The sequence below is a fragment of the Nocardia lijiangensis NBRC 108240 genome, from assembly GCF_001613045.1.
Taxonomy (GTDB): Bacteria; Actinomycetota; Actinomycetes; order Mycobacteriales; family Mycobacteriaceae; genus Nocardia; species Nocardia lijiangensis.
The window spans coordinates 28,549-52,400 of sequence record NZ_BDBP01000030.1 but is presented as its reverse complement, the minus strand read 5'-3'; the positions used below and the strand labels follow the sequence as shown (position 1 = coordinate 52,400).

The following is a 23,852-nucleotide window of genomic DNA, read 5'->3' as shown; positions in this document are numbered from 1 at the left end:
CCACACCGGCTTCTCCAGCTTCTAGGAAGGACAAACCGTCATGCGTATCACCGTCTTCGGCGCCAATGGTCCCACCGGTCGTCTACTGACCGATCAGGCACTGACTGCCGGGCATCAGGTCACTGCGGTCACCCGGCAGCCGAAATCGTTTCCGCTGCACCACGATCGGCTCGAGGTGGTCGGCGCCGACGTGCTCGATCCGGCAGCCGTCGATGCCGCCGTGGCGCAGCGGGATGCGGTGCTGTCGACGCTCGGGGTACCCGCCGGGAAGGAACCGATCAGCACCTATTCGCGTGGTGCGGCCAATATCGTCGCAGCGATGCAGCGGCATCGGGTGCGTCGGCTCGCCGTGGTCAGCTCGAGCGGGGTCGATCCACCCCCGTACTCCGACGGTGGGATCCTGTTCAACCGGGTGCTGCTCCCGTATGTGACGAGGGTGCTCGGCAAAACCCTCTATGACGACATGCGGCGCATGGAAGCGCTGATCCGCGCCACCGATCTGGACTGGACGATCGTGCGCCCGAGTGGGCTCTACCACCTGCCGTCGGTCACCGACTACACCGTCGTCGAAGGCCACGCCGACGGACGGTTCACTGCCCGTGTGGATCTGGCGGCGAGCCTGCTGGCCGTGCTGGACGACGACCGCTACCTGCGCACAGCGATCAGCGTCATCACCACCGTCGACAACCCCACCTTGTTCCAGTGGATTCGTCGCGAAGCAATGGCCCGACAGTAGCTCCTGACCTGCGCGTTCTTTGCGATGTCACACTCGTCGTCGCTGTGTCGTCCTTCCTGTGAACGCGGAACACCGCCGCAGCAGAGCACAAGGAGCGGACATGAACGCCAGCAAGAAGATCGCCGTTGCCGGAGCCACCGGACGTCTGGGCCGCCACGTCGTCGACGTGCTGAACGAGCAGGGCCACGAAGTGGTGGCCTTCTCCCGCGCCAACGGCGTGGACATCGAGACCGGCGTCGGTCTCGCCGAGGCACTGGCCGGGGTGGACGTGGTGATCGACGCCTCCAGCACGCCCTCCGCCGATCGGGACGTCGCCACCGCGTTCTTCACCGCCGCCGCGCGCAACCTCCACGAAGCGGGTACCCAGGCAGGGGTCGAGCGGCTGGTCGTGGTGTCCATCATCGGTATCGACAACTCGGTCTCCGGCTACAACGCCGCGAAGCTGGCGCACGAGCAGGAGCTTGCGAAAGGCCCGCTGCCGGTGCAGATCCTGCGGGCAGCGCAGTTCCACGAGCTGGTGGAGGTGATGACGCAGTGGGGCACCCAGGGCGAGGTCGCCTACCTGGCGAACATGCGCACGCAGCTGGTGGCCGCCCGCACCGTCGCCGAGAAGCTCGTCGAGCTGGCCGTGCACCCGGCCCCGGCGAGCACCGTCGGACCGTTCCCGGAGATCGCCGGACCCCGGCCCGAGACCATGGCGGGCGCGGCCGCGGTGCTCGTCGCCCGGCGCGGCGACGCGATCCGGGTGCAGGAGGTCAGCGACCCGGCCAACCCGGACCGCGAGCAGTTCGAGGACGGCACGCTGCTGCCCGGCCCGCACGCCACCCTGGCGGGTCCGACGTTCGCCGAGTGGGTCGAAGCGACGTACCCGGCCGTCGGCTGAATGTTCGATGACGCTGCGCACCGGATCTCGAAAGATCCGGTGCGCAACGGTTTTCAGCGAGTGGTGAGGTCGTAGACGGTGACCCCGTCGACTTCCATCGCGGTGAAGTTGGCCCGCACCCACGCGGTGATCTTCGCGCTCTCCGAGGACTCGTCGCCGTTCGGTCGGGAGTCCTCGCCGCCGAGGAAGTAGTGGATCTTCCCGTCGGCCACGTACTGCTGGAACTGGGCCAGCGTGGGCGACGGATCGGTGCCGTTGAAGCCGCCGATCGGCATCACGGGCAGCTCGGTGGCGAGCTGATAGCCCGCCGCGCGATTGGAACTGACCGTCGCCGCCACCCAGGTGTAGGCGTCACCGTTGTCCTCGAGCAAGGCGACCAGTTGGTCGCCGGGGGTGCTGGCGCTCATGAACCCGCCGCCCGGGCCAGCGAAACCAGCTGGGCCGCCGCGTGTTCCGCCACTTGGCGAGGACTGGGCCGGTGCTGTGCCGTTCGGACCTGTGGTGCCGCCAGGGATCGCGGCGGCGCCGTCTCCCGTGCCGCCGGGAGCCGGTGCGGTATCGCTCGCCCCCGGAGCACCTCTCGGTGGCCTATCGCTTCCGTTGCCGCCCGGCATCATCGGTCCACCACCCGTCGCGCCGCCGCCGCCCGGTCGACCGCCGAAGCCGAAACCGACACTCGGCCCCGCCGTCGGGATCGGACCGGAATGCGGTGTGGCCAGCGTGTGGACGGTGTAGGCCACCGGCCCGGCCAGGCCGACGAACGCGGCGGTCAGCGCGGCGACGACAGAACGCTTGCGCCCCAGGGGAAACAGCAGCGCCACCGTCGCGGCGACATCGGCCACCAGGATCGTCCACCGCAACCATGGCACGAAATCCGCGCTGCGCGAGAGCAATATCCAAGCCGCCGCGGTGGTCGTGCCGGTAGCGATGGCCAGTGCCACCCGCACGTGGACGCGGTCCCGTTCGCGCCACAGCAGGACCATGCCGGAGCCGACCAATGCCGCAATCGCGGGCGCCAGCGCGACGGTGTAGTACTGGTGGAAGATCCCCGCCATGAAGCTGAAGACCAGGCCGGTCACCAGCAGCCACCCGCCCCACAGCACCAGCGCGGCTCGCCTGCCGTCGGTTCGAGGAGCCCTGCCGCGCAGCATGATCCCGGCGATCAGCGCTACCGCCGCCGCGGGGATCAGCCAGGCGATCTGCCCACCCTGCGCGGGTTCGAACAGCCGGGTGATCCCGGCATCGCCCCACATCGGACTGCGCCCGCCTTTGGCGCCCGGGCCGACGCTGCCGGTCTCGTTGCCGTTGAGGCGGCCGAGTCCGTTGTAGCCGAGCGTGAGTTCCAGGATCGAATTGCTTTGGGAACCACCGATCCACGGTCGCGAAGACGCGGGCCAGAGTTCCACCGCCAGCAGCCACCAGCCCGCCGCTGCCACCATCGAGACGCCCGCCGCGCACAGCTGCGCGATCCGCTTGCCGAGCGCGGGCGGACCAGCGATCAGATAGGTCAGCGCCAGCGCGGGAACCACGAGCAGCACCTGCAACTGTTTGGCCAGAAATCCGAAACCGATGAAAGCTCCGGTGAGCACGAGCCAGCGCCAACGTCCGTCCGCCACCGCGCGCAGCATGGCCCACGCCGCGGCGACCATCAGGAACACCAGCAGCGCGTCGGGATTGTTGAACCGGAACATCAGCGCGGCAACGGGAGTCACGGCGACGACCAGCCCGGAGAGCAGACCCGCGGCGGGGCCGAACGACCGCCGCACCGTCGCCCACAGCAGTGCCACGGTGCCGACGCCGAGCAGCACCTGCGGCACCAGAATGCTCCAGCTGCTCAGCCCGAACAGGCGCACCGAGAGTTCCATCAGCCACAGCGAGGCGGGCGGTTTGTCGACGGTGATCGAGTTCCCCGCATCCGAGGAGCCGAAGAAGAACGCTGTCCACGACTGCGAACCAGCTTGCACCGCAGCCGAATAGAAGGAGTTCGCCCAGCCGTTCGCGCCGAGGTTGCAGAGGTAGGCCACGCCGGTCCCGATGAGCAGCACGGCGAGTGCCGGATGCTCCCAGCGATCGCGCTTCGACGAGTTCGAGTTCCGGTGAAGCGAAACGGATTCCGGCGGCGTCAGCGTCGCGGTGCTCATCGGCGGCCCTCGTCCACAACGGTCGTCCGGTACCCTCGGTCGCCCGCGTCCCGGAAGACCCAGCGCAATCCGACGAACCGCGCCAGGGTCGCCACGAGATTGGCGACCACCAGCACCAGCAGCTCCAAGTGCACGGGCGCGTCCGGCGCCCAGCGGTGCAGCGCGAACAGGGAGCCGCTCGTGACCAGCAGGCCGAATCCGAAGAGCAGCAGTCCCTGGAAGTGATGTGCGACAACGCCGTTCGTGCCGCGCACACCGAAGGTGAAGGCACGGTTGGCCGCGGTGTTGCCGACGGCCGTCACCAGCAGCGCGATAAAATTCGCCGCCTGCGGCCCGGCCAGCGGTTGCCACAACAGATAGAGCAGCAGGTACGCGACCGTCGAGGCGACGCCGATGAGCGCGAATCGCACCGCCTGACCCACCATGCCCAGCAGTACGCCCGGCAGCAGCGGTTCCCGCCCGATGGCCCGCCGCACGTCGTCCAGCGGCAGCGCGCCGGTGGCCATGGCCCGGCCCAGCCGCCAGATGCCATGGAGATCCTTGCGCGCGGTGTCGACGATGTCGACGCGGCTGTCGGGATCGTCGATCCAGTCCACCGGCACCTCGTGGATGCGCAGGCCCGCGCGTTCGGCGAGCACCAGCAGTTCGGTGTCGAAGAACCATTCGCCGTCCTGCACCAGCGGCAGCAGCCGCCGTGCGACATCGGTGCGCATCGCCTTGAAACCGCACTGCGCGTCGGAGAACCCGGTGCGCAGCGCGGCTTTCAGGATCAGGTTGTAGCTGCGGGAGATGAATTCGCGCTTCGGTCCCCGCACCACCCGCGAGCCCGCGGTCAGGCGGGTGCCGATGGCCAGGTCGGAGTGGCCGGAGACCAGCGGAGCCACCAGGGGCAGCAGTGCGTCGAGGTCGGTGGACAGGTCGACGTCCATATAGGCGACGACCTGCGCGTCGGAGTGCTCCCACACGGCGCGCAGTGCCAGGCCGCGGCCCTTGGCGTCCAGGTGCACCACGCGCACGTCGTTGTATTCGGCCGCGAGCAGCCGGGCGACCTGGAGGGTCGCGTCGGTGCTCGCGTTGTCGGCGATGGTGATGCGCGCCGGGAAGGGGAAGCCGCCGCCCAGGTACGCGTGCAGTCGCTGCACGCAGATGCCCAGGTCGGCCTCCTCGTTGTAGACGGGAATCACCACGTCGAGCACGGGCGGGCGGCCCGTGGCTCGATTCTGTTGCGCCGCGCTGGCGACGGCCACGGTTTCGGTCATGGCGTCTACCGTCGGCGGCGCACCTGCCGTGGCGCTGGGACCGGGCTGTGAGGTTGCTGGGGGTACGCCCCAACTACCGCAGCCGGCGGATGCGCAGCACCGTGTCTTCCCTGCGGCCCGCCTGTCCCTCGGGACCGGGCCATTCGCGATCGATGACTTCCCCGGTCTCGACCTGCCATGCCTCGGGGGACAGATCGAGGGCGGCGAGCGTGCCGGGGATGGTTGGGAATTCGAGGAACGGCGCCTCGGTCATCCAGGTCGGCCAGCCCGCGTGCGCCACGATGAGCAGCACACCGCCGGGCGCGACGGCCTTGGCGGCGTGCCGCAGGATCTTGTCGCGTTCGCCGTCCGCGGCGACCGGCGAGTGCAGGAACTGAGACGTCACCAGATCGAACGAGCCCGCGGGAAAGGAATGCGCCAGATCGTGCCGCTCCCAAGTGATTCGGTCGCCGACGCCAGCCCCGGCGGCGCGCTCGGCTGCCCGCGACAACGCGATGACCGACACGTCGACGGCGCGCACCCGCCAGCCACGCTCGGCCAGCCAGATGGCGTCGCCGCCCTCGCCGCAGCCGAGGTCGAGCGCGGAGCCCGGCGTGAGATCGGAGACTTCACGGACCAGCAACACATTCGGTTTGCCGGTCCAGACTCGATCGCGCTCACGGTAGAAGTCTTCCCAGTACTTCTGAGCGGTGGTTTCGGTCATCGAACGCCTCTCCTGACCTGCGTATGCCGTGGATGGACCGCGGGGAGAACCCGCTCAGGGCATGGTGCCCGCGGGCCGCGAGGCGGAGCCAGTTTCGTTGCTGTTTCAGCAAAGGTTCACTGATCGAAGTCGATGTGGACGCGGTCGGAGACGGGAACGGATTGGCATGCGAGGGTGAGGCCGAGCGCGAGATCGGCGTCGACCAGCGTCTCGTTGCGCAGCATTCGCACCTCGCCCGCCCGGATCGTGCAGGCGCACGCGCTGCACTCGCCCGCTCGGCAGGAGAACGGCGCGTCGTAGCCGTTGGCCAGCAGCACCTCGAGCAGCGTGCGGGTGCGCGGCCACGGCAGCTCCAGCGTGCGTCCGTCGAGCTCGACCGTCGCTGTGGCCGTGCCGGATTCGGCGTCCGCGCCCGGCAGTTCGATGTCGGCGAATGGATCACCGGTCAACGACTGGAACTTCTCGTGGTGAATGTGTGAGTCCGGCATGCCGATCGCGCGCAGCGCCGCGGTGCACGTCGCGAGGAAAGGCGCTGGGCCGCAGAGGAAGGCGTCGTAGCGCGGGTACGGTGTGAACAGGTCGCGCAGCGCGGTCGTCGTTGGCAGGCCGCGCTCGTCGACCAGCCAGTGCACCACCGTGAACCGGTCCGGGAACTCGACCGCCATCTCGTCGAGCTCCGCGCCGAAGATCACCGAGTCCGCGTCGTCGTTCGCGTAGATCAGCAGCACAGTGCCCGACCCCGCGATCAGCGCCGACTTCGCGATGGACATGATCGGGGTGATGCCGCTGCCCGCCGCGAGCAGCAGCAGATCGGCGTCCAGTGATTTCGGCACGAACACCCCGGACGGCGCGAGCACCCGCAGCCGCATGCCGACGGACGCGTTGTCGCACAGCCAATTCGAGGCGTACCCGTCCGCCGTGCGCTTCACGGTCACGATGGCGTCGTCGTCCAGATGCGGTGAGCTGGACAGCGAATAGCAGCGGGCCACCGAGCCGGTGCGTTCGCTCGGCACCTCGAGGGTGAGGAATTGCCCGGGGTGATAGCGGAATCGAGGGACGAGCGCGTCGGGAATCTCGAACACCAGCGAGACCGCCGCGTCCGTCTCCTTGATCACCTCCACCACTTCCAGGATGTGTACGTGGGAATTGACCTGCGTCATCGGTCCCGCCTACAGCTCGATGCCGAACCGGCCCGCGGCCCGCTTGCCCAGCCGATACAGCGGTACGCCGAGATCCTCGTAGTGCGGCCCGAGCAGCCGCGGGACCAGGTCGAAGCCGCGTGCGTCCGGCCCGATCAACACGCGCGCCTTGTTCTTGCGCACGCCGCGCAGGATGATCTTCGCGGCCGCTTCCGGGCTGGTCATGGTGATCAGCTCGAAGCCGCGGCGCACCGTCTCCCGGTCCAGCCCGTCCGGGATGCCGCGCGCGCTCGCGGCGATGCCGGTCGACACACCGCCGGGATGCACGCAGGTGACCCCGACCGGATACCCGGCGATGCGCATCTCCTGCCGCAACGCCTCGGTGAAGCCGCGCACCGCGAATTTGGCGGCGTTGTATGCGCTTTGGGACGGGATGCCGATCAGTCCGAAGACCGAGGAGACGTTGACGATGTGCCCATCCCCGGAGGCGATCACGTCGGGCAGGAAGGCCTTGGTGCCGTGTGCGACGCCCCAGAAGTCGATGTTCATCAGCCAGTCGAAATCGTCCCAGTCCATATCGAGGACGTCGGCGCTCAGCGCCACCCCCGCGTTGTTCACCACCAGGTCGACGCCGCCGAACTCGGTACGCACGTCTTCGGCGTGGGCGTAGACGGCGGCCCGCTGCGCCACGTCCAGCTGGTACGGAATCGCGGTGGCGCCGAGCTTTTCGCAGCAGCCTGCGGTGTCGGCGACCGCGCCGGTGTCGATGTCGGACAGGGCGAGGCGGCTGCCGTGGCGCGCCAGCTCCAGTGCGAGCGCCCGGCCGATGCCGGAGCCCGCACCGGTGATGACGGCAACCTTGTTGTCGAAGTGGCGCACGGGATTCCCCTGTCAGTTGCCGGTGACCGTGGTCGGGAAGGTCTGGGCGGGTTCGTTTTCCAGCACCGTGGTCGGTCGCACCGGCGTGCTCGGCGCTGGACCGATGAACTCGTACTCGCCCGCGCGCAGCCGCCTGGTCTGGAGCCAGTACTGCCAGGTGAAGCCGGACCACAGCGTGCGATTGTTGCCGTGCTCGTCCAGATACCAGCTGCGGCAGCCGCCGGTGTTCCACACCGAGCGGGCCAGCTTGTGCTGGAGTCCGGCGTTGAAGCGGTCTTGCGCCGCCCGCCGGGGCGCCAGCGCCACCGCGCCGCGCGCCCGCACCTGCCGGATCGCGTCCAGCACGTAGTGGATCTGCGACTCGATCATGAAGATGATCGAGTTGTGGCCGAGCCCGGTGTTCGGGCCGAGCAGGAAGAAGGCGTTCGGTATGTCGGCCACGGTGATACCGCGGTGCGCCTGCACGCCCTCCTCGGTCCAGCGTTCGCCGAGGTCGACGCCATTGCGGCCGGTGATGGACAGGTTGGTGAACGAATCGATGACGTGGAATCCGGTGCCGTAGACGATCACGTCGGCCGGGTGTTCGACGCCGTCGGCGGTGACGATGCCCCGGGCGGTGACATGGTCGATGTGGTCGGTGACCACGGTGGTCTTGGGGTCGGCCAGCGCCGGATAGTAGGTGTCCGAGCCGAGTAGCCGTTTGCAGCCCGCGCGATAGTCGGGTGTCACCGCGGCGCGCAGCGCGGGATCGGCGATCTGGCGCGCGATGTGCCGCTTGCCGACCCACTCCAGCGTCTTCAGCAGGTCGGGTCTGCGGGTCATCGCGTAGGCGCCGACCTCCGCGCCCCAGTAGATGCCGTTGCGCAGTGCGAACCGCAGTCCGGGCACCCGGCGCAGCGCGGTGCGGAACCGGTCGGAGAAGACCACGTCGGCGCGCGGCAGCACCCACGGGGCGGTGCGCTGGAACACCGTCAGCGCGCCCACCTCGTCCACGATCTCCGGCACGAACTGGATCGCGCTCGCCCCGGTCCCGATCACCGCCACCCGCTTGCCGCGCAGGTCGACACCGTGGTCCCACTGCGCCGAATGGAAAGCGGCGCCCGTGAATTCGGAGCGACCGGGGAACTCCGGAATGCTCGGAATGTGCAGCGCCCCGATGGCCGAGACGATGAAGCGCGCGACGTACTCCTGGCCGTCGGCGCCGAATGCGTGCCAGCGCCGTTCGCCGTCGTCCCAGTGGCCGCGAACCATGTGCTGGCCGAACCGGATACGGTCGCGCAGCCGGTACTTGGCGGCGACTTCCTTCAGGTAGTCGAAGATCTCCGGCTGCTCGGAGAACAGCCGTTGCCAATTCGACCTGGGCTCGAAGGAATACGAGTACAGGTGGGTCGGCACATCGCAGGCGCAGCCGGGATAGGTGTTGTCGCGCCAGGTGCCGCCGATCTCGTCGGCCTTCTCCACGATCAGGTAGTCGCCGAGTCCCGCCTTGTCCAAGGCGATTCCCATGCCGAGGCCGGAGAATCCGCTGCCGATGATCAGCACCTCGGTGCGGACCGGAGACGAATGCTGCGCTGTCATCGCGTCACTTCCGATCGGTGCGGATCACGCCGCCGCGCGGCGGTCGAGATCGTCGAGAACGTCCTGCGGCACACTGCGCGACATGTGGTAGAGCCGCCGCGTCACCGCGCCGTCGAGCATGCCCACCTCGTGGGCGAAACGCAGCAGCGGTTCGCCCGCGAAGGTCGCGTTCACCCGGAAGTTCGGTGAGGTGAACGCCGCGAGGAACCCGTGCAGCGGATCGATGCCCACCGATCGGTACACACGCGGATTGATCAGCACGGGATAGACGCCGAGCACCATCACCGCGAAAACCAGCCGGTGGAAGGCGTTGGACGCCTTGCCGCGGGCCTCGATGGCGCGCACCAATTCCTCACGGGCGTAGGTGATGTGGCGCGCCTCCTCCAGTACGTGGATCTTCATCAGCTGGCGCACATGGGGTTGCAGGTTCGGATCGTTCATCGCCTCGCGCTGCAACCGGTCCAGGATCTCCTCGATGAGCAGGGTGCCCGCGTAGGCGGATGGCCCGAGCGGAATGAAGGCGGTGAGGCGACCGAGCTTGCGTCCGGTCTTCGGCAGCAGATACGGCCGCAGGCCGGTGAGATTCACCAGGCGGCCGAACATCGTGGAATGCCGTGTCTCCTCGCCGATTTCGGCCAGCGCGTAGCGGGTGTGGTCGTCCACCAGCTGTTCGCTCTCCAGCACGGTGCGCAAGAGCATCGTGCTCAGCCCCGCCTCCGCGAAGATGCCGAAGCTGAGCACGCTGACCAGCTCGTGCAGCCCGAGTTCGGTGCGCTGTTCCGGGGTGAGGCGTTCCCACAGCGCGGTGCCGTACAGCGACTGCCGGTGTTCCGGTATCCAGTGCAGGCCCGGCTCGATCGGTGCGTCCCAGTCGATGTCGACCTCGCCGTCGTAGGCGCGTTCGGCGGAGGAGCGCAGCAGGCGCTCGGCGGTCTTCTGCCGGTCGCCGACCGTCTTGCGGCGCACCGTCGAGGCGCCCGCGGTGGTGACGATGGGTCGGGTGGCTTCGGTGGTCATCGCACCGCTCTCCTGTTCGTGATCGAGGGAACGCCCGAAATGCACTGGGGCCGGTACGTTTCGCGTAGGAACTCGCGCACGGTCGCCGTCGCGATGCGTGCGTTGCGTCGATAGGCGCCGGTGGTCACCGCGGACACGGCCCCGGCAAGCGGATGGATGCCGACGGAGCGATAGACCGCCGGGTGCACGAGCGCCGCGTAGGCGACCGCGACCACGGCGCTGAGCGCCCAGCGGTGCAGCGCGGCGCGGATCGGACCGCGAGAGTCGATGGCGCGCAACAACTCCGCGCGCGTCGCCTCGATGTGACGGGCACTGGAGGCAGCGTGCAGCAGCGCCAGCTGGCGCAGGTGCGGCTGGATGTCCGGGTCGGCGGTGAGGTCGCGCAGCAGCTGCGCCGCCATCTCCTCGATGAGCAGGCGGAAGCCGAGCGCGGCGGGACCGTCCGGGATCCACAGCGTGAGCTTGGTCAGCGCGCGTAGCGGCGCGGGCAGGCGGTAGGGCGGCAGGCCGGTGGCATTGATCAGCCTGCTGTACATGGTGGAGTTGCGGCTCTCGTCGTGGATCGACGCGAGCGTGAACCGGGTGTGATCGTCGACGGGATCGCGGCTTTCGATGACATCTCGAAACATCAGCATGGACAGCATGGACTGCGCGTAGATGCCCACGCTGAGCATGCTGACCAGCTCGTGCTTGCCGAGTTCGCGCCGCTGCTCGGGGGTCAGCCGCTCCCACAGCCCGCTGCCGTAGAGCGAAATGCGTTCCGGCGGAAGCCAATTCTTGGTGGGATCGGGCGCGGCGTCCCAGTCGATGTCGAGATCGGGATCGTAGGCCGCTTCGGCGGCGCCCGCGAACAACAGCCGTCGCGCGGTGGTCTGCCGGTCGCCGATGTGGCGGCGGCGCTGCACGGACGCGCCGGACGGCGTGGTGGCGGGCCGGAATCCGTAATCGTGGCTGGACGTCATTGTCCCCACCAGCTCTCTGTGCTGGGTCTCGAGCGCTGTGCCGGAAGGCGGTGCGGGAAGGCGGGGGCCGCGATTGCGGAACTCCTAGTACCCAATACCGCCGGTTCCGTGTACATTTACGAGTGTGTCCTACGTCTCACTCGATGTCAACGGCCGAGGTCGGGTGGGGCTTTACGACCGAACGCAGGAGTCGAGATGAACAGCGCCTTCGCAGGCAGTCCGCACGCGGGATCCGATTACCTCGGCGCGGCGACCCTGGTCGTGCACGGCCGCGAGATCCCGGTGCAGGTCGAATTGCGCGGCTATCGGGAACCGATCGACGGCATCTACCGGTGGTTCGGCCGGATCCGCCCGAACGACGACCTGGCGGCCGCGCTCGGTGACGAACCGCGCACCAGGGTCACCATCCGCACCGCACACAGCGCCCGCGAGGGCTACGTCGGCGACCCCGATCCGTGGCGGCGCTTCCGGATCACCGGCAAGAGCACGCCGCCCTTTCCTGTCCCCACCGAGTCGACCGAGGTCGGCTGAAGAATTGGTACGGTCGGATCCGTGATGCACAGCCGCCGGGAAGTCGACCAGGCGCGACCCAAGCGGGTCGACGCCCGGACCGAGCGGTGGCGTGCGCATCGGGTGAAGGTGCGCGACGAGTTCGTCGACGCCGCGTTCCGCGCGCTGGACAAGTTCGGTCCCGAAGTCAGCATGGGCGATATCGCCAAGGAGGCGGGCGCCGCGAAGCCGAAGTTGTACCGGCACTTCGAGGACAAGACCGACCTCTACAACGCCATCGTCGACCGGGTGCGCGACATGTTGTGGGAGCGCATCATCTCGAGTATCGATCTGAGCAACGACTCGGCTCGTGAACTGGTGCGCCGCGGCGCCGCGGAGTACGCGCTGGTGGTCACCGAGCACCCGAACGTCTTCCGTTTCATGCTGCACAGCCACTTCACCCAGCAGGCCGACGAGTCCGAGCGGGCGCTGCAATCGGCCAGGCAATCGGCGCGCCGCGCGGCCGAACTGTTCGCCGGTCTGGTCGAGGACGACTCGATCGACGTCGCCAGCGTCGAACTCGTCAACTATTCGATATTCGGCGCGGTCGCCTCGGCCACCGACTGGTGGCTCGGCGCGAACCGGCTTCGGGCCAACGCGATGCCGATCGAGAAGTTCGTCGCCTACATCGCCGAGATCGCCTCGGCGCTCGCGGAGGCCAACGCCCGTCTCAACGGCATCGTCATCGACGCCGATCTGCCCCTGCACCTCGCCTTTTCGGCCGAATCATCCTGAAGCCGACCCCGAAGGTGCCGCCCGCGGACGGCACGGGGGCCTTGCCGCGTCCACTGCGAACGCCGTTGTTCCTAGCCGAGCCGCGCCGTTGAGGCCGGCTGTGTTCGCGACATACCCAGTATGAGCCTGCCCACCGACAAGTTTCGGCGCCGCGGCTGTCAGGAAAGATGCAGCCGCCACAGCGGCGAGACCGGCCCGTGGCCCGCGCCCAGATCGTAGGCGGCGGCCAGGCAGCGCCGGGTCCATTCCTTGGCGAACTCGACCGCCTCGGGCACCGGGTAACCGTGCGCGAGGGCGCAGGCGATGGCCGCCGCGAGGGTGTCGCCGCCGCCGTGGTCGTTACCGGTGGTGAGGCGCGGCGCGGTGAACTCGTGGAAGTTCTCGCCGTCGAAGAGCAGGTCGGTGCTCGTCTCGGAGGAGCGCAGGTGTCCGCCCTTCACGATCGCCCAGCGCGCGCCGAGCGCGTGCAGCGCCTCGGCCGCGCGCCGCGCCGAGGCCTGGTCGGTGACCGTGATCCCGGTGATCAGCCTGACCTCGTCGAGGTTGGGCGTCACGATCGTGGCCAGCGGAATCAGCGTGTGGCGCACCGCATCCAGCGCCTCGGCGTGCAGCAGCGCGTCGCCGTGCATGGAAGCCGCCACCGGGTCGACCACCAGCGGAATCGTGCTGTCGCGGCCGATGCCCACTTCGCGGCAGACCTCGGCCACCGCCTCGATGATGGCCGTCGAGGCGAGCATGCCCGTCTTGGCCGCGCCGACGCCGATATCGCCGACCACCGAACGCACCTGGTCGGCGACGATCTGCGGCGGAATTTCGTGGAAGCCGCTCACGCCCACCGAGTTCTGCACCGTCACCGCCGCGACGGCGACGCACGCGTGCACCCCGCACATCGCCATCGTGCGCGAGTCGGCCTGGATTCCGGCGCCGCCGCCGGAGTCGGTGCCTGCGATGGTGAGGACGCGGACCGGGGTCTGTCCGTCGGCGGGAAGGGGCAGCAGTTTCACAGGCCTGACCTTAGTGGGCGTTCCACCCGGCGGCGACGAAGCAAATGAAAACCATTATCATTAGTGCGTGACCACTTCATCGCGCTCCGATCTGCTGCCCGTCACCGTGCTGTCCGGATTCCTCGGAGCAGGCAAGACCACGCTGCTCAACCACATCCTGGCCAACCGCGAGGGCCGCCGGGTCGCGGTCATCGTCAACGACATGAGCGAGGTGAACATCGACGCCGCGCTCGTCGCGGGCCAGGGGCACCTGGACCGCACCGAGGAGAAGCTCGTCGAACTCACCAACGGCTGCATCTGCTGCACGCTGCGCGAGGACCTCATCGAGGCGGTGGGCAGGCTGGCCAGGGCGGGCCGCTTCGATCAGCTGGTCATCGAGTCGACGGGAATCTCGGAGCCGATGCCGGTGGCGGCGACCTTCGACTGGGAATTCGAGGACGGCTTCAAGCTCGGCGACATCGCCCGGCTGGACACCATGGTGACGGTGGTCGACGCCTCGACCTTTCTCGGCGAGGTGGTCCGGGGCCAGGCGCTGGCGGAACGGAATCTGGAGGCGGGCGCGGGCGACGAGCGCACCATCGCCGACCTGCTGGTGGACCAGGTGGAATTCGCCGACGTACTGGTGATCAACAAGACCGACCTGGTGAGCGCGAACGCCGCGGGGACGGTGGAAGCCACGGTGCGACGGCTCAATCCGCGCGCGCGAGTGCTGCGCACCGAGCGCGGCGTGGTCGAGCTCGGCGAGGTGCTCGGCACCGGACGGTACGACCCGCGGGTCGCCGCGGAGGCCGAGGGGTGGGACGAAGAGCTTGCGGGCGGCCATGTTCCGGAGACCGAGGAATACGGCATCCGCAGTATCACCTACACCGCCGAACGCCCGTTCCATCCGGCTCGGCTGGCCGCGGCCCTGGAACAACTGCGAGGCATGTTGCGCAGCAAGGGATTCTGCTGGCTCGCCAGCCGGGCGAGCCTGGCGGCGATCTGGTCGCAGGCCGGACCCAACCTGACCTTCGAGCCCGCCGCGTGGTGGTCGTCGCTGGAAGTGCCTGCCGGGCAGGAGATCGTCTTCATCGGCGTGCACCTGGACGGCGACCGGGTGCGGACGTCGCTGGATGCCGCACTCCTCACCGACGCCGAATTCGCTGCGGGCCAGGACGTTTGGGCCGACTTCGACGACCCGTTCCCCGCGTGGGGCGAGTTGCACGAGCACGCGTGAATCGTGGCCAACCGCAGTGAGCGCGCCGGTGAAATATCGCGTCCGCTTCCTCCTGCCGCCGCCGACTCACCCAACCCGCCGCGACCCACGCGCAATTGAGGGGGCGTGGGTCGCGGCCTCACCCGAATTCTCGGGTGATCGCACAGAGGGTTCACACGCCTCACATAAGCGCTGGCGCTGTGATGGGTGCGTGGCGTGTGTGAGAACTCTCGATGGCGGGTGCGCGGGCGGCGCGGCATCAGTGCGAGATGCCCGGCGTCCGGTGCAGGTAGGTCGAGTCGGTGAGCTGTTCGAGCAGGAAGTCGGCGATGTCGGCGCGCGCGATCTTCAGCGTGAGCCCGCGCTCGGAGCCGGGGAAGTCGCGCCGGTAGCTGCCGGTGCGAGGCCCGTCGGTGAACGCGCTGGGGCGCACGATGGTCCACTCCAAGTTGCTGGCCCGCACGTACTCCTCCTGCGCGACGTGGTCGTTGTAGGCGCGGCGCAGCAGGATGCCGAACAGCAGGTGCTTCCACAGGAAGTTGAGGTTGTCGCGGCTGTCGCCGACGCCGAGCGTGCTCTGGCAGATCAGCCGCTTCACCCCGGTGCGGTGCATCGCCTCCACGACCGACTTGGTGCCGCCGAAGCGGACCAGGCCCTTGCGGCCGTCGCCGAGCGCGATCACCACCGCGTCCTGGCCCGCGACCGCCCGCTCGGCCTGGTGGGTGTCGAAGACGTCGCCCTCCACCACCCGCAGCCGCTCGTGCCGCTGGGTGATGCCCGCGGCGTTGCGGGTGAAGGCGGTGACCTCGTGGCCCTGCTCGAGCGCCTGCTCGACGACCAGTCGGCCGACGGTTCCGGTGGCTCCGAAGACTGCGATTTTCATGGTGTTCTCCTTGCGGTGAAAGCTGGTGTGTCGTTGGTGAATCCAGTACATCAACGCGAGGCGAGACGAACCATGGCCGTGACTCTCGATGGCATAAGCGAACGTCCACGTGCCTCGGCGCACCCCCGGGGGACGGAGGTGCGCCGAGGCCGGGTGCGCGTTACCGGTACGTCGCGAAGAACTCGGTGATCTCGCCCGCGATGAGCTCGGGCGCCGAGTGGTGCAGGTAGTGGGTCGGCACGTCGTTCGTCCTCCAGGACACGATGGCCTTGTGGTCGCGCTCGGCGAAGCGCCGGATGCCGTGGAAATCGCCGGTCGAGCCGCAGAGCGCCAACGGCACCGTGGTCGGCTCGGACGGTTGCTGCGCCTTGGCGTTCTCGAAGTACTGCCGGATCGCCGAGCCCGCGGTGGCGGTGAACCAGTGGATCGCGATATTGGTCAGCACGAATTCGTCGTCCAGCTCGGGGCCGAGCAGCTGGGCGTTCCACCCGACGAGCCCGGTCGGCGAATCCGTGATCGCGTGCGCCAAGGTCTGCGGCTGCTGTGCCTGCAGGATGTTGAAGCTCATCTTGTTCTGCGCGAACCACTCCAGCGTCGCCAGCGACTGCTGCTCGTCCTCGGTGAGATCGGTCAGCTCGGCCGGATCGCCGGACGGGAACGAGTACACCTGCGAGACATGCACGCCCGCAACGTGTTCGGGATCGACCCGGCCGATCTCGGCGGAGATCTGCGCACCGCCGTCGTTGCCGACCGCGCCGTAGCGGGCGTAGCCGAGCCTGTTCATCAGCTCCGCCCACGCCTTGGCGATGCGGGTGTTGCCCCAACCGGATTCCCTTGTCGGACCGGAGAATCCGTATCCGGGCACGGACGGGATCACCAGGTCGAATCCGGCTGCGGAGAGCGGGGCGATGATGTCGAGGAATTCGACGAAGGTGCCGGGCCAGCCGTGGCTGAGGATCAGCGGAAAGGCGTTGTCCCGCAGCGATTTCACGTGCAGGAAGTGCACGGTCTGACCGTCGATCTCGGTCGTGAACTGGGGGTGGGCGTTGAGCTTCGACTCCACCGCGCGCCAGTCGAAGCCGGTGCGCCAGTAGTCGACCAGGTGACGCACCCGATCGACGCTCACGCCGTAGGTGTCGCCGGAGCCGGGGATCTGATCGGCCCACCGGGTGCGGGCCAGCCTCGCCTGGAGGTCGTCGAGCTCGGCCTGCGGGATGTCGATGCGGAAGGGGGTGATGGCGGGCATCGGGTGCTCCTCGTTTTGAAACGGAATGCTTCGTTCTGTTCAAACCGTAACAGAACGGATCATTCCGTTTCAAGTGTTAAGCTGAAGTCATGCCGAAGACCCCAGAAGCCCCAGCTCGCAAGGGCCTGCCCGGCCGCAAGGCGCAGGCGGCCCGCAACGACGGCCTGATCCTGGACGCGGCGCGGGCCGTGTTCCTCGCCGACGCCAGTGCCCCCATCGCGGCCGTCGCGGAGCGGGCGGGCGTCGGCATCAGCGCGTTGTATCGCCGCTATCCGAGCAAGGAGGTGCTGCTGCGCACCCTCTGTCACGAAGGGCTGCGCCGCTACAACGCGGAAGCGGATGCGGCACTGGAGGATTCGGACGGCTGGCGCGGGTTGGTCGGCTTCCTGGAGCGGGTGGTCGACGCCGACGTGCACTCGCTCACCGTGCACTTGGCGGGCACTTTCACGCCCGACGACGCGATGTGGCCCGATGTGCTGCACGCGGGCGAGGTCAACGCCGAACTGATCCGCCGCGCACACGCCTCGGGACGGCTACGGCCGGAGGTGAATTCGCAGGATCTCGGGCTGATCCTGGAAGCATGCGCCGCCATCGCCATGCCGGACCCGCAGCGCACCGCTCAGCTGCGCAGGCGGACGCTGGCGCTGCTCGTCGCGGGTCTCGCGGCAGACGGCGACCTGCCCGGCCCGCCGCCTGAGTCAGGTGAATTCGCCTGGCGCTGGCAACCGCGCGGGTAGTGCGACCCGCCTGCGAGCAATTCCTGCTCAGTGCAGGGACGTCAATGGCGGCGTCGCTCGCCATTGCTCGATCGACGGTTGCAACGCCTCCTCGAGCATGGGCAACTGCGGCACGAGCGCGAGGCACGCCACCGTCCGGGACATGCCCACCGCGTCGACGAAGCGCAGCACACGCTCGTCCAGCCGACGGCGGCCTCGTCGCTGCGCGGCGGCGTTGTACGCGGCCGCGCACTCGGGCCCGAAGAACGCGACATCCCATTCGACCGGGCCGAGCGTGACCAACTCGAAGTCGGAGTACAGCGCGCCGCCCGGCGTATCGACGATATTGACCGCGGGGGCATCCCCGTGGATCGGCTGGAGATCGATGCCGGGGAACGCCGCCTCGAACGCTGCGCGTGAGCGGACGATGGGGGCCAAGACCTCCCATTCCCGCCGCGCGCGGTCGAGATCCGCCGGGGTGATGAGGTCGGGGCGCTCTTCGAGGGCGGCGAAGCCTTCTTCGACCATTCTCGGTTCGGCCGCCGACAGGAAGGGCAGCTCGCCCGGGTAGTCGCGCAGCGCGGCGTGCAGGTCGGCGACCAGGCGGCAGTTGTGCACGTAGTCGGGCTCGACGCTGCTGTCCTGCTCGACTAGCTGCCAGAACGTCATCGAGAAACCGTTGCGCCGCACGGGTTCTCGTGGCACGAGCGGACTCGGCGGAATCACCGGGGTGCCCTGTTCCGCGAGCCAGGTCACCACATCGAGCTCCGCTCGCTGTCGTGTCGCCTGGGCGTCGGGGTCGAGATAGGACGGCACAACGGTGGGCACCCGCACCACCACCGGCGACGGAGCGAGGTGCACGACAACCGAGAACACGTCGTGGAGCACCGCCGCGTCGGTCACCGTGAGCCCCAGATCGCGACCGGCGGTGACGGCCGCGTCGAGGGCCCGTGACGTACGGGCGGCAAGCTGGTCGGTCGTCATCCCTCCTGGCATCCGGGCGATACTGCCACATCATGGTGGGGCCATCCATTGCTTATTGGCCCGCTCGAGACTCGGCGGACTACTGGTCGCCGCGGCTGAGGCGTGCCCGAATGCGGTTCGGAGTCCGGCCGGAGATGGTAGGAACGAACCATCCGTCTGACGCGAAGGGGTTCGCCATGAATTGGACGCTCGAGGTGGTCATTGTTCCGGTGTCGGACATCGACCGCGCCAAGGACTTCTACTCGCGACAACTCGGTTTCGCGGTCGATCACGACACCGCGATCGGCGACGACGTCCGCATCGTGCAGCTGACTCCGCCCGGCTCCGGGTGCTCGATCGTGATCGGCAAGGGTGCGGTGCCCTCGATGACGCCCGGTTCGTTGCAAGGCCTCCAGTTGGTGGTCCCCGACCTGCACAAGGCGCGCGCCGAACTGCTCGAGCGCGGTGTGCAGGTCGGCGAGATCCAGGTGCTCGGCGAGAGCCCGACGAAGATGCCGGATCCGCTCGACAACGTCGGGTTCGTGTTCTTCTCCGACCCCGACGGCAACGGCTGGGCGATCCAGCAGATCTCCACCAGGCCGTAGCTCAGCGGATGCCGAGATAGAGCGTCTGGGTGCTGCGGCCGAGCGGGCCCTTCTCGTCGAACAGCGCCGATTCGGCCAGGCCGATGCCGTGCGGCTGCGGGTAGGTGACCGCGTCGAGGCAGACCCATTCGCCCACCGGCTGCCGGTGCAGGGTGACGGTGAGATCGGTGTTGATGAACAGGTAGCGCGACCAGTCGAGCACCGCGCTCACGCCGTTGCCCGAATCGGCGGCCGCAAGGGTGCGCTCCAGCGGGCTCGGGGAGGTCCCCGCGACGATCGGATACTTCAGCCTGATCCAGCAGATCGCCGGGCCTGGTTCGCCGAAAGCGCCTGTGACGAAACGGTATTCGATCGCGGTGTGGAAGCCGACCTCGTGCGCCGCGGGGAACGGGGCGGGGGCGGGCGCGTGCTCGGGGCCGGGCCGCGCTCCTGTCGGCTGGATTTCCTGGGGCAGCCGGAGTTCGGGTTCGGCCAGCTTGAACCGCCACGCATTGGCCTTCATCACCGGACCGCGCTCGGTGGACAGCGTCGCCTCCAGCAGCTCCACACTGCGCCCCGGCCGGGTGACACGGGCCTCGGCGAACAGCGGTTCCAGCGGGACGGGTCCTAGGATCTCCACCGCGACGCGTCCGACCTGGAATCCCTCGCGTGGTTCGCACCGCTCGATGACGTGCCCGAGCAGCGCCGACGGTGGCCCCGCGTGCTGAGCATCGGGCGACCACGGTCCGCGCGTGAGTTCGGTGGAGACGAAACGCTTCGGGTCTTCCGGATCCGGGAGGTAGAAGGCATCGCTCATGTCATCGTCCGTCCCTCGGGCCGGCGCCGCTGCCGGTCGTGGCAATAGTTCGTTCGGTTAACGATTCTGCCACGCCCGCCGAGCGGCCGAACCGGCCGGACAGCGCGCGGTGCCGCGGCCGGGGTTCAGGCGCGGCCGAAGGTCAGTGCGACGTTGTGGCCGCCGAAGCCGAAGGAGTTGTTCATCGCGTAGTCGATTCGCTGCTGCCGGGGCGCGTCCGCGACGATGTCGAGGTCGATATCGGGGGCCTGGTTGTCGAGGTTGAGCGTGGGCGGGACGATCTGGTCGCGCAGGGTGAGCACCGTCAGGATGGATTCGAGCGCGCCGACCGCGCCGATGGAGTGCCCGAGCGCGGATTTCGGCGCGTAGACCGAGGCGTGCGGGGTGACGGCGGCGATGGCGTTCGCCTCCGACGCGTCGCCGATCGGTGTCGAGGTGGCGTGCGCGTTGACGTGGGCGATATCGGAGACCGAGAGACCGGCGGTCTCGATGGCCTTGCGCATGGCGCGCGCCGCGCCGACGCCCTCCGGGTCGGAGGCGACGATGTGGAACGCGTCGGAGGTGATGCCCGCGCCGAGCACGCGGGCGTGGATCTCGGCCCCGCGCGCCCTGGCGTGCCGCTCGGATTCGAGCACCATGAGCGCGCCCGCTTCGCCGAAGACGAAGCCGTCGCGATCCCGGTCGAAGGGGCGCGAGGCGCGTTCGGGCTCCTCGTTGCGGGTGCTCATGGCGCGCATCATGGCGAAGCTCGCGATCGGCACCGCGTGAATGTGCCCCTCGACCCCGCCGGTGACCACCACGTCGGCCTCGCCGGAGCGGATCAGCCGCCACGCGTGCGCGATCGCCTCCGAACCCGACGAGCACGCCGAGACTGGTGCGAAAACACCTGCCTTGGCACCGATTTCGAGCCCGACCGTCGCGGCGGGACCGTTCGGCATCACCATCGGCACCGACATGGGCGAGACCTTCCGGTAGCCGCCTGCGCGCATGGCATCGACCGCGTCGATCAGCGCGTCGCCACCGCCGAGGCCGGTGCCGATCGCCACCGCCAGCCGCTCGCCCTCGACCTCGGGCGCACCCGCCGCCTGCCAGACCCGCCTGCCGAGGACCAGCGCCAGCTGCTCGACGTAGGAGTGCCTGCGCTGTTCGACCCTGCTCAGCTGCGCGGCCGGATGCGCCTTCAGCTTGCCGCCGATGCGCACCGGCAGGTCGAACTCGGCGACGAAGTCGTCGTCGAGCACGCCTATGCCCGTTTGCCCTCGCAACAGCTCCGACCAGGTCGTATCCATGTCGTCGGCGAGTGAAGTGGTGGCCGCGTAGGCGGTGACGACGACGGAATCCGTAGTTTCTGAAGCGAATGTTACAGTCACGATGTCATGAATACCTGTAGCACTCGCTACAGTCAACCCATGGCCCGCCCACTCGACCACGCCAAACGCGCCGAACTCCTCAACGGCGTCGTCGACTACATCGCCGCCCACGGCCTCGCCGAACTCTCGCTGCGCCCACTCGCCGCCGAACTCGGCACCAGCTCGCGCATGCTCATCTACTACTTCGACACCAAGGAAGAACTGCTGGTCCAAGCCCTCGCCACCCAACGCCCGGACATCCGGGCGGTATTCGCCGACCTCGCCGACGCCCCTGCCCTACGCGCCCGGCTGTGGGAGTTCTGGTGCGCCAACACCACCGGTGCGGGGGCGACCAGCGTCAAGGTGATGCTTCAAGTGCTCGGTGCGGCGTGCGCCTCCGACGGTCCGTACGCGGCGTACGCCACCGACGCCATCGGCACCTTTGTTGCAGCACTGGCCGACGGGTTGCGTTCGATCAAAGTAGACGAGCCGGAAGTGGTTGCCACTCTGCTGGTTTCGGGACTGCGGGGGATACTCCAGGACCGAATCATCAGCGGGGACGCCAGCCGCACCGACAAGGCCGCTCGGCGCCTGATCGACAGCACCGTGCAATAGAACCCGTTGCCGGTCAGCGGTTCCCATCCCACACACCCCGCATACGCCGCACAACGGCACCGCCTGTGTGAGGAGTGTGAACGCTGTGTGGGACCAACCCACGCTCACGCCGCGCCAGGTAACCCCCATGAACAGCAACGCCCGCCCCGATCACAAAGACCGAGACGGGCGTAAACCGATGAACCCTACGAAACCACCGGCAGGTAAACCTGCTTCCCCGTCTCCGCGAACTCCGCGGACTTCTCCGCCATGCCGGCTTCGATGGCCTCCACGTCGGTGAGGTTGTTCTTCTCCGCGTACTCGCGCACGTCGGCGGAGATCCGCATCGAGCAGAACTTCGGGCCGCACATGGAGCAGAAGTGCGCGGTCTTGGCGGGCTCCGCGGGCAGGGTCTCGTCGTGGTACTCCCGCGCGGTGTCGGGGTCCAGCGAGAGGGCGAACTGGTCGCGCCAGCGGAATTCGAAACGGGCCTTGGACAATTCGTCGTCACGCTGCTGGGCGTGCGGGTGGCCCTTGGCGAGGTCGGCGGAGTGGGCGGCGATCTTGTAGGTGATCACGCCGACCTTGACGTCGTCGCGGTTGGGCAGGCCGAGGTGTTCCTTCGGCGTGACGTAGCAGAGCATGGCCGTGCCCGCCTGGGCGATGATCGCGGCGCCGATGGCCGAGGTGATGTGGTCGTAGGCGGGCGCGATGTCGGTGGCCAGCGGGCCGAGGGTGTAGAACGGCGCCTCCTCGCACAGCTCCTCCTCGAGCCGCACGTTCTCCACGATCTTGTGCATCGGCACGTGCCCGGGGCCTTCGATCATCACCTGCACGCCATGGGATTTCGCGATCTTCGTCAGCTCGCCGAGGGTGCGCAGCTCGGCGAACTGGGCCGCGTCGTTGGCGTCCGCGATAGAGCCGGGACGCAGGCCGTCGCCGAGGGAGAAGGTCACGTCGTACTTCGCCAGGATCTCGCAGAGTTCCTCGAAGTGGGTGTACAGGAAGGATTCCTGATGGTGTGCCAGACACCACGCGGCCATGATCGAGCCACCGCGCGAGACGATGCCGGTGACGCGCTTGGCCGTCAGCGGGATGTAGCGCAGCAGTACGCCCGCGTGCACGGTCATGTAGTCCACGCCCTGCTCGCACTGCTCGATGACGGTGTCGCGGTAGATCTCCCAGGTGAGCTGGGTCGGATCGCCGTTCACCTTCTCCAGCGCCTGGTAGATCGGCACGGTGCCGACCGGGACGGGGGAGTTGCGCATGATCCACTCGCGGGTCTCGTGGATGTTCTTGCCGGTGGAGAGATCCATGATGGTGTCCGCGCCCCAGCGGGTGGCCCACACCATCTTCTCCACCTCCTCCGCGATCGAGGAGGACACTGCCGAGTTGCCGATGTTGGCGTTGATCTTGACCAGGAACTTCTTGCCGATGATCGTCGGCTCCAGCTCCGGGTGCTTGTGGTTGGCCGGGATCACCGCGCGACCGGCCGCGACCTCGTCGCGCACCAGCTCGGGCTCGACGCCCTCGCGCGCCGCGATGTACCGCATCTCCGGGGTGACGATCCCCTGCCGCGCCCAGGCCAGCTGGGTCGGCGGGCCGTCCACCTGCGGCTTGGCCCAGGTGTCGCGCAGCTTGGGCAGACCGGCCTCGAGGTCGATGGTCGCGCTGTCGTCGGTGTACGGGCCCGAGGTGTCGTAGACGTCGAAGGTGTCACCGTTGGTGAGATTGATGCGACGTACCGGAATGCGCAGGTCGTCGACTTCCAGGTAGTGCTTGACGCTGCCCTCGATGGGGCCGGTGGTCACGGTGTCGACGGGCGCGGCGGCGCCGTTGGCGGTGGCCATGCTTCTCCTCCCTACGCCGGCATTACCCGGTCAGGTTCATACGGTCGACGGCCCTGTATCGCCCTTGCGG

At 68.5% G+C, this 23,852-nt stretch carries 23 protein-coding genes; 8 read left to right on the top strand and 15 right to left on the bottom strand.

Features of this window, described 5'->3' with window-relative positions:
• Positions 1-40 precede the first annotated feature (40 nt).
• Positions 41-736, top strand: a complete 696-nt coding sequence (locus tag NL1_RS12095) for an NAD(P)-dependent oxidoreductase (protein WP_067838058.1) — start codon at positions 41-43, stop codon at positions 734-736.
• Positions 737-836: 100 nt separating this feature from the next.
• Entirely contained in the window at positions 837-1,619 is a 783-nt protein-coding gene (locus tag NL1_RS12090) for an SDR family oxidoreductase (protein WP_067838056.1), read from the top strand.
• Between the two features lie 53 nt (positions 1,620-1,672).
• On the opposite strand, the gene NL1_RS12085 is transcribed toward NL1_RS12090, so the two are convergent.
• From NL1_RS12085 to NL1_RS12050, 8 genes are all read right to left on the bottom strand, one after another.
• A complete protein-coding gene (locus NL1_RS12085) occupies positions 1,673-3,760 on the bottom strand; it encodes a glycosyltransferase family 39 protein (RefSeq protein ID WP_067838055.1) in 2,088 nt (695 codons plus the stop codon).
• Positions 3,757-5,019 carry a bifunctional glycosyltransferase family 2/GtrA family protein gene (locus tag NL1_RS12080; protein ID WP_067838052.1) on the bottom strand — a complete coding sequence of 421 codons (1,263 nt, stop codon included), beginning with the start codon at positions 5,017-5,019 and terminating at the stop codon, positions 3,757-3,759. Before NL1_RS12080 ends, NL1_RS12085 begins: the two co-directional genes overlap by 4 nt.
• Positions 5,020-5,092: 73 nt before the next feature.
• Entirely contained in the window at positions 5,093-5,722 is a 630-nt protein-coding gene (locus NL1_RS12075; protein ID WP_067838050.1) for a class I SAM-dependent methyltransferase, read from the bottom strand.
• Between the two features lie 116 nt (positions 5,723-5,838).
• A complete protein-coding gene (locus NL1_RS12070; protein WP_067838046.1) occupies positions 5,839-6,882 on the bottom strand; it encodes a ferredoxin--NADP reductase in 1,044 nt (347 codons plus the stop codon).
• Positions 6,883-6,891: 9 nt separating this feature from the next.
• Positions 6,892-7,740 (bottom strand): SDR family NAD(P)-dependent oxidoreductase, encoded by an 849-nt coding sequence (locus NL1_RS12065; protein ID WP_067838045.1) that lies wholly within the window; start codon positions 7,738-7,740, stop codon positions 6,892-6,894.
• Between the two features lie 12 nt (positions 7,741-7,752).
• Positions 7,753-9,318, bottom strand: coding sequence for a flavin-containing monooxygenase (locus NL1_RS12060; protein WP_067838041.1), 1,566 nt, complete (start codon positions 9,316-9,318; stop codon positions 7,753-7,755).
• A 24-nt stretch (positions 9,319-9,342) separates the two neighbouring features.
• Positions 9,343-10,335, bottom strand: a complete 993-nt coding sequence (locus tag NL1_RS12055) for an AurF N-oxygenase family protein (protein WP_067838038.1) — start codon at positions 10,333-10,335, stop codon at positions 9,343-9,345.
• The gene (locus NL1_RS12050; protein WP_067838035.1) at positions 10,332-11,297 is read right to left on the bottom strand and encodes a diiron oxygenase; all 966 of its coding nucleotides are present in this window, start codon (positions 11,295-11,297) and stop codon (positions 10,332-10,334) included. The genes NL1_RS12055 and NL1_RS12050 overlap by 4 nt, the downstream gene beginning before the upstream one ends.
• Positions 11,298-11,492: 195 nt before the next feature.
• Here NL1_RS12050 and NL1_RS12045 point away from each other — a divergent pair, with 195 nt between their 5' ends.
• Positions 11,493-11,828 (top strand): DUF4873 domain-containing protein, encoded by a 336-nt coding sequence (locus tag NL1_RS12045; RefSeq protein ID WP_067838032.1) that lies wholly within the window; start codon positions 11,493-11,495, stop codon positions 11,826-11,828.
• Positions 11,829-11,852: 24 nt separating this feature from the next.
• The gene (locus NL1_RS12040; protein ID WP_067838175.1) at positions 11,853-12,581 is read left to right on the top strand and encodes a TetR/AcrR family transcriptional regulator; all 729 of its coding nucleotides are present in this window, start codon (positions 11,853-11,855) and stop codon (positions 12,579-12,581) included.
• A 158-nt stretch (positions 12,582-12,739) separates the two neighbouring features.
• Here the strand turns inward: NL1_RS12040 and thiD are convergent, their stop codons facing one another.
• A complete protein-coding gene (gene thiD / locus NL1_RS12035) occupies positions 12,740-13,585 on the bottom strand; it encodes a bifunctional hydroxymethylpyrimidine kinase/phosphomethylpyrimidine kinase (RefSeq protein WP_067838030.1) in 846 nt (281 codons plus the stop codon).
• Positions 13,586-13,652: 67 nt separating this feature from the next.
• Here thiD and NL1_RS12030 point away from each other — a divergent pair, with 67 nt between their 5' ends.
• The gene (locus tag NL1_RS12030) at positions 13,653-14,801 is read left to right on the top strand and encodes a GTP-binding protein (RefSeq protein ID WP_067838029.1); all 1,149 of its coding nucleotides are present in this window, start codon (positions 13,653-13,655) and stop codon (positions 14,799-14,801) included.
• Between the two features lie 238 nt (positions 14,802-15,039).
• Here NL1_RS12030 and NL1_RS12025 read toward each other — a convergent pair whose 3' ends face one another.
• Both NL1_RS12025 and NL1_RS12020 read right to left on the bottom strand, forming a co-directional pair.
• Entirely contained in the window at positions 15,040-15,663 is a 624-nt protein-coding gene (locus NL1_RS12025; protein ID WP_067838173.1) for an NAD(P)-dependent oxidoreductase, read from the bottom strand.
• Positions 15,664-15,823: 160 nt separating this feature from the next.
• Complete coding sequence (locus NL1_RS12020) at positions 15,824-16,909, bottom strand: epoxide hydrolase family protein (protein WP_067838027.1); 1,086 nt, start codon at positions 16,907-16,909, stop codon at positions 15,824-15,826.
• An 89-nt stretch (positions 16,910-16,998) separates the two neighbouring features.
• On the opposite strand from NL1_RS12020, the gene NL1_RS12015 reads away from it, so the two are divergent.
• Positions 16,999-17,646 carry a TetR/AcrR family transcriptional regulator gene (locus NL1_RS12015; protein ID WP_067838024.1) on the top strand — a complete coding sequence of 216 codons (648 nt, stop codon included), beginning with the start codon at positions 16,999-17,001 and terminating at the stop codon, positions 17,644-17,646.
• A gap of 27 nt (positions 17,647-17,673) precedes the next feature.
• On the opposite strand, the gene NL1_RS12010 is transcribed toward NL1_RS12015, so the two are convergent.
• A complete protein-coding gene (locus NL1_RS12010) occupies positions 17,674-18,609 on the bottom strand; it encodes a phosphotransferase family protein (RefSeq protein ID WP_218024395.1) in 936 nt (311 codons plus the stop codon).
• Between the two features lie 176 nt (positions 18,610-18,785).
• Between NL1_RS12010 and NL1_RS12005 the strand changes: the two genes are divergently transcribed.
• Positions 18,786-19,193, top strand: a complete 408-nt coding sequence (locus tag NL1_RS12005; RefSeq protein WP_067838020.1) for a VOC family protein — start codon at positions 18,786-18,788, stop codon at positions 19,191-19,193.
• Between the two features lies 1 nt (position 19,194).
• Here the strand turns inward: NL1_RS12005 and NL1_RS12000 are convergent, their stop codons facing one another.
• Positions 19,195-19,989: a thioesterase family protein gene (locus NL1_RS12000; protein WP_067838019.1), complete on the bottom strand. Its 795-nt coding sequence runs from the start codon at positions 19,987-19,989 to the stop codon at positions 19,195-19,197.
• Between the two features lie 125 nt (positions 19,990-20,114).
• Positions 20,115-21,359, bottom strand: a complete 1,245-nt coding sequence (locus NL1_RS11995; RefSeq protein ID WP_067838016.1) for a KasA/KasB family beta-ketoacyl-ACP synthase — start codon at positions 21,357-21,359, stop codon at positions 20,115-20,117.
• 39 nt (positions 21,360-21,398) lie between these two features.
• On the opposite strand from NL1_RS11995, the gene NL1_RS11990 reads away from it, so the two are divergent.
• Positions 21,399-21,953 (top strand): TetR/AcrR family transcriptional regulator, encoded by a 555-nt coding sequence (locus NL1_RS11990; protein WP_067838015.1) that lies wholly within the window; start codon positions 21,399-21,401, stop codon positions 21,951-21,953.
• 185 nt (positions 21,954-22,138) lie between these two features.
• Here the strand turns inward: NL1_RS11990 and thiC are convergent, their stop codons facing one another.
• The gene (gene thiC / locus NL1_RS11985; protein ID WP_067838013.1) at positions 22,139-23,782 is read right to left on the bottom strand and encodes a phosphomethylpyrimidine synthase ThiC; all 1,644 of its coding nucleotides are present in this window, start codon (positions 23,780-23,782) and stop codon (positions 22,139-22,141) included.
• Between the last annotated feature and the right edge of the window lie 70 nt (positions 23,783-23,852).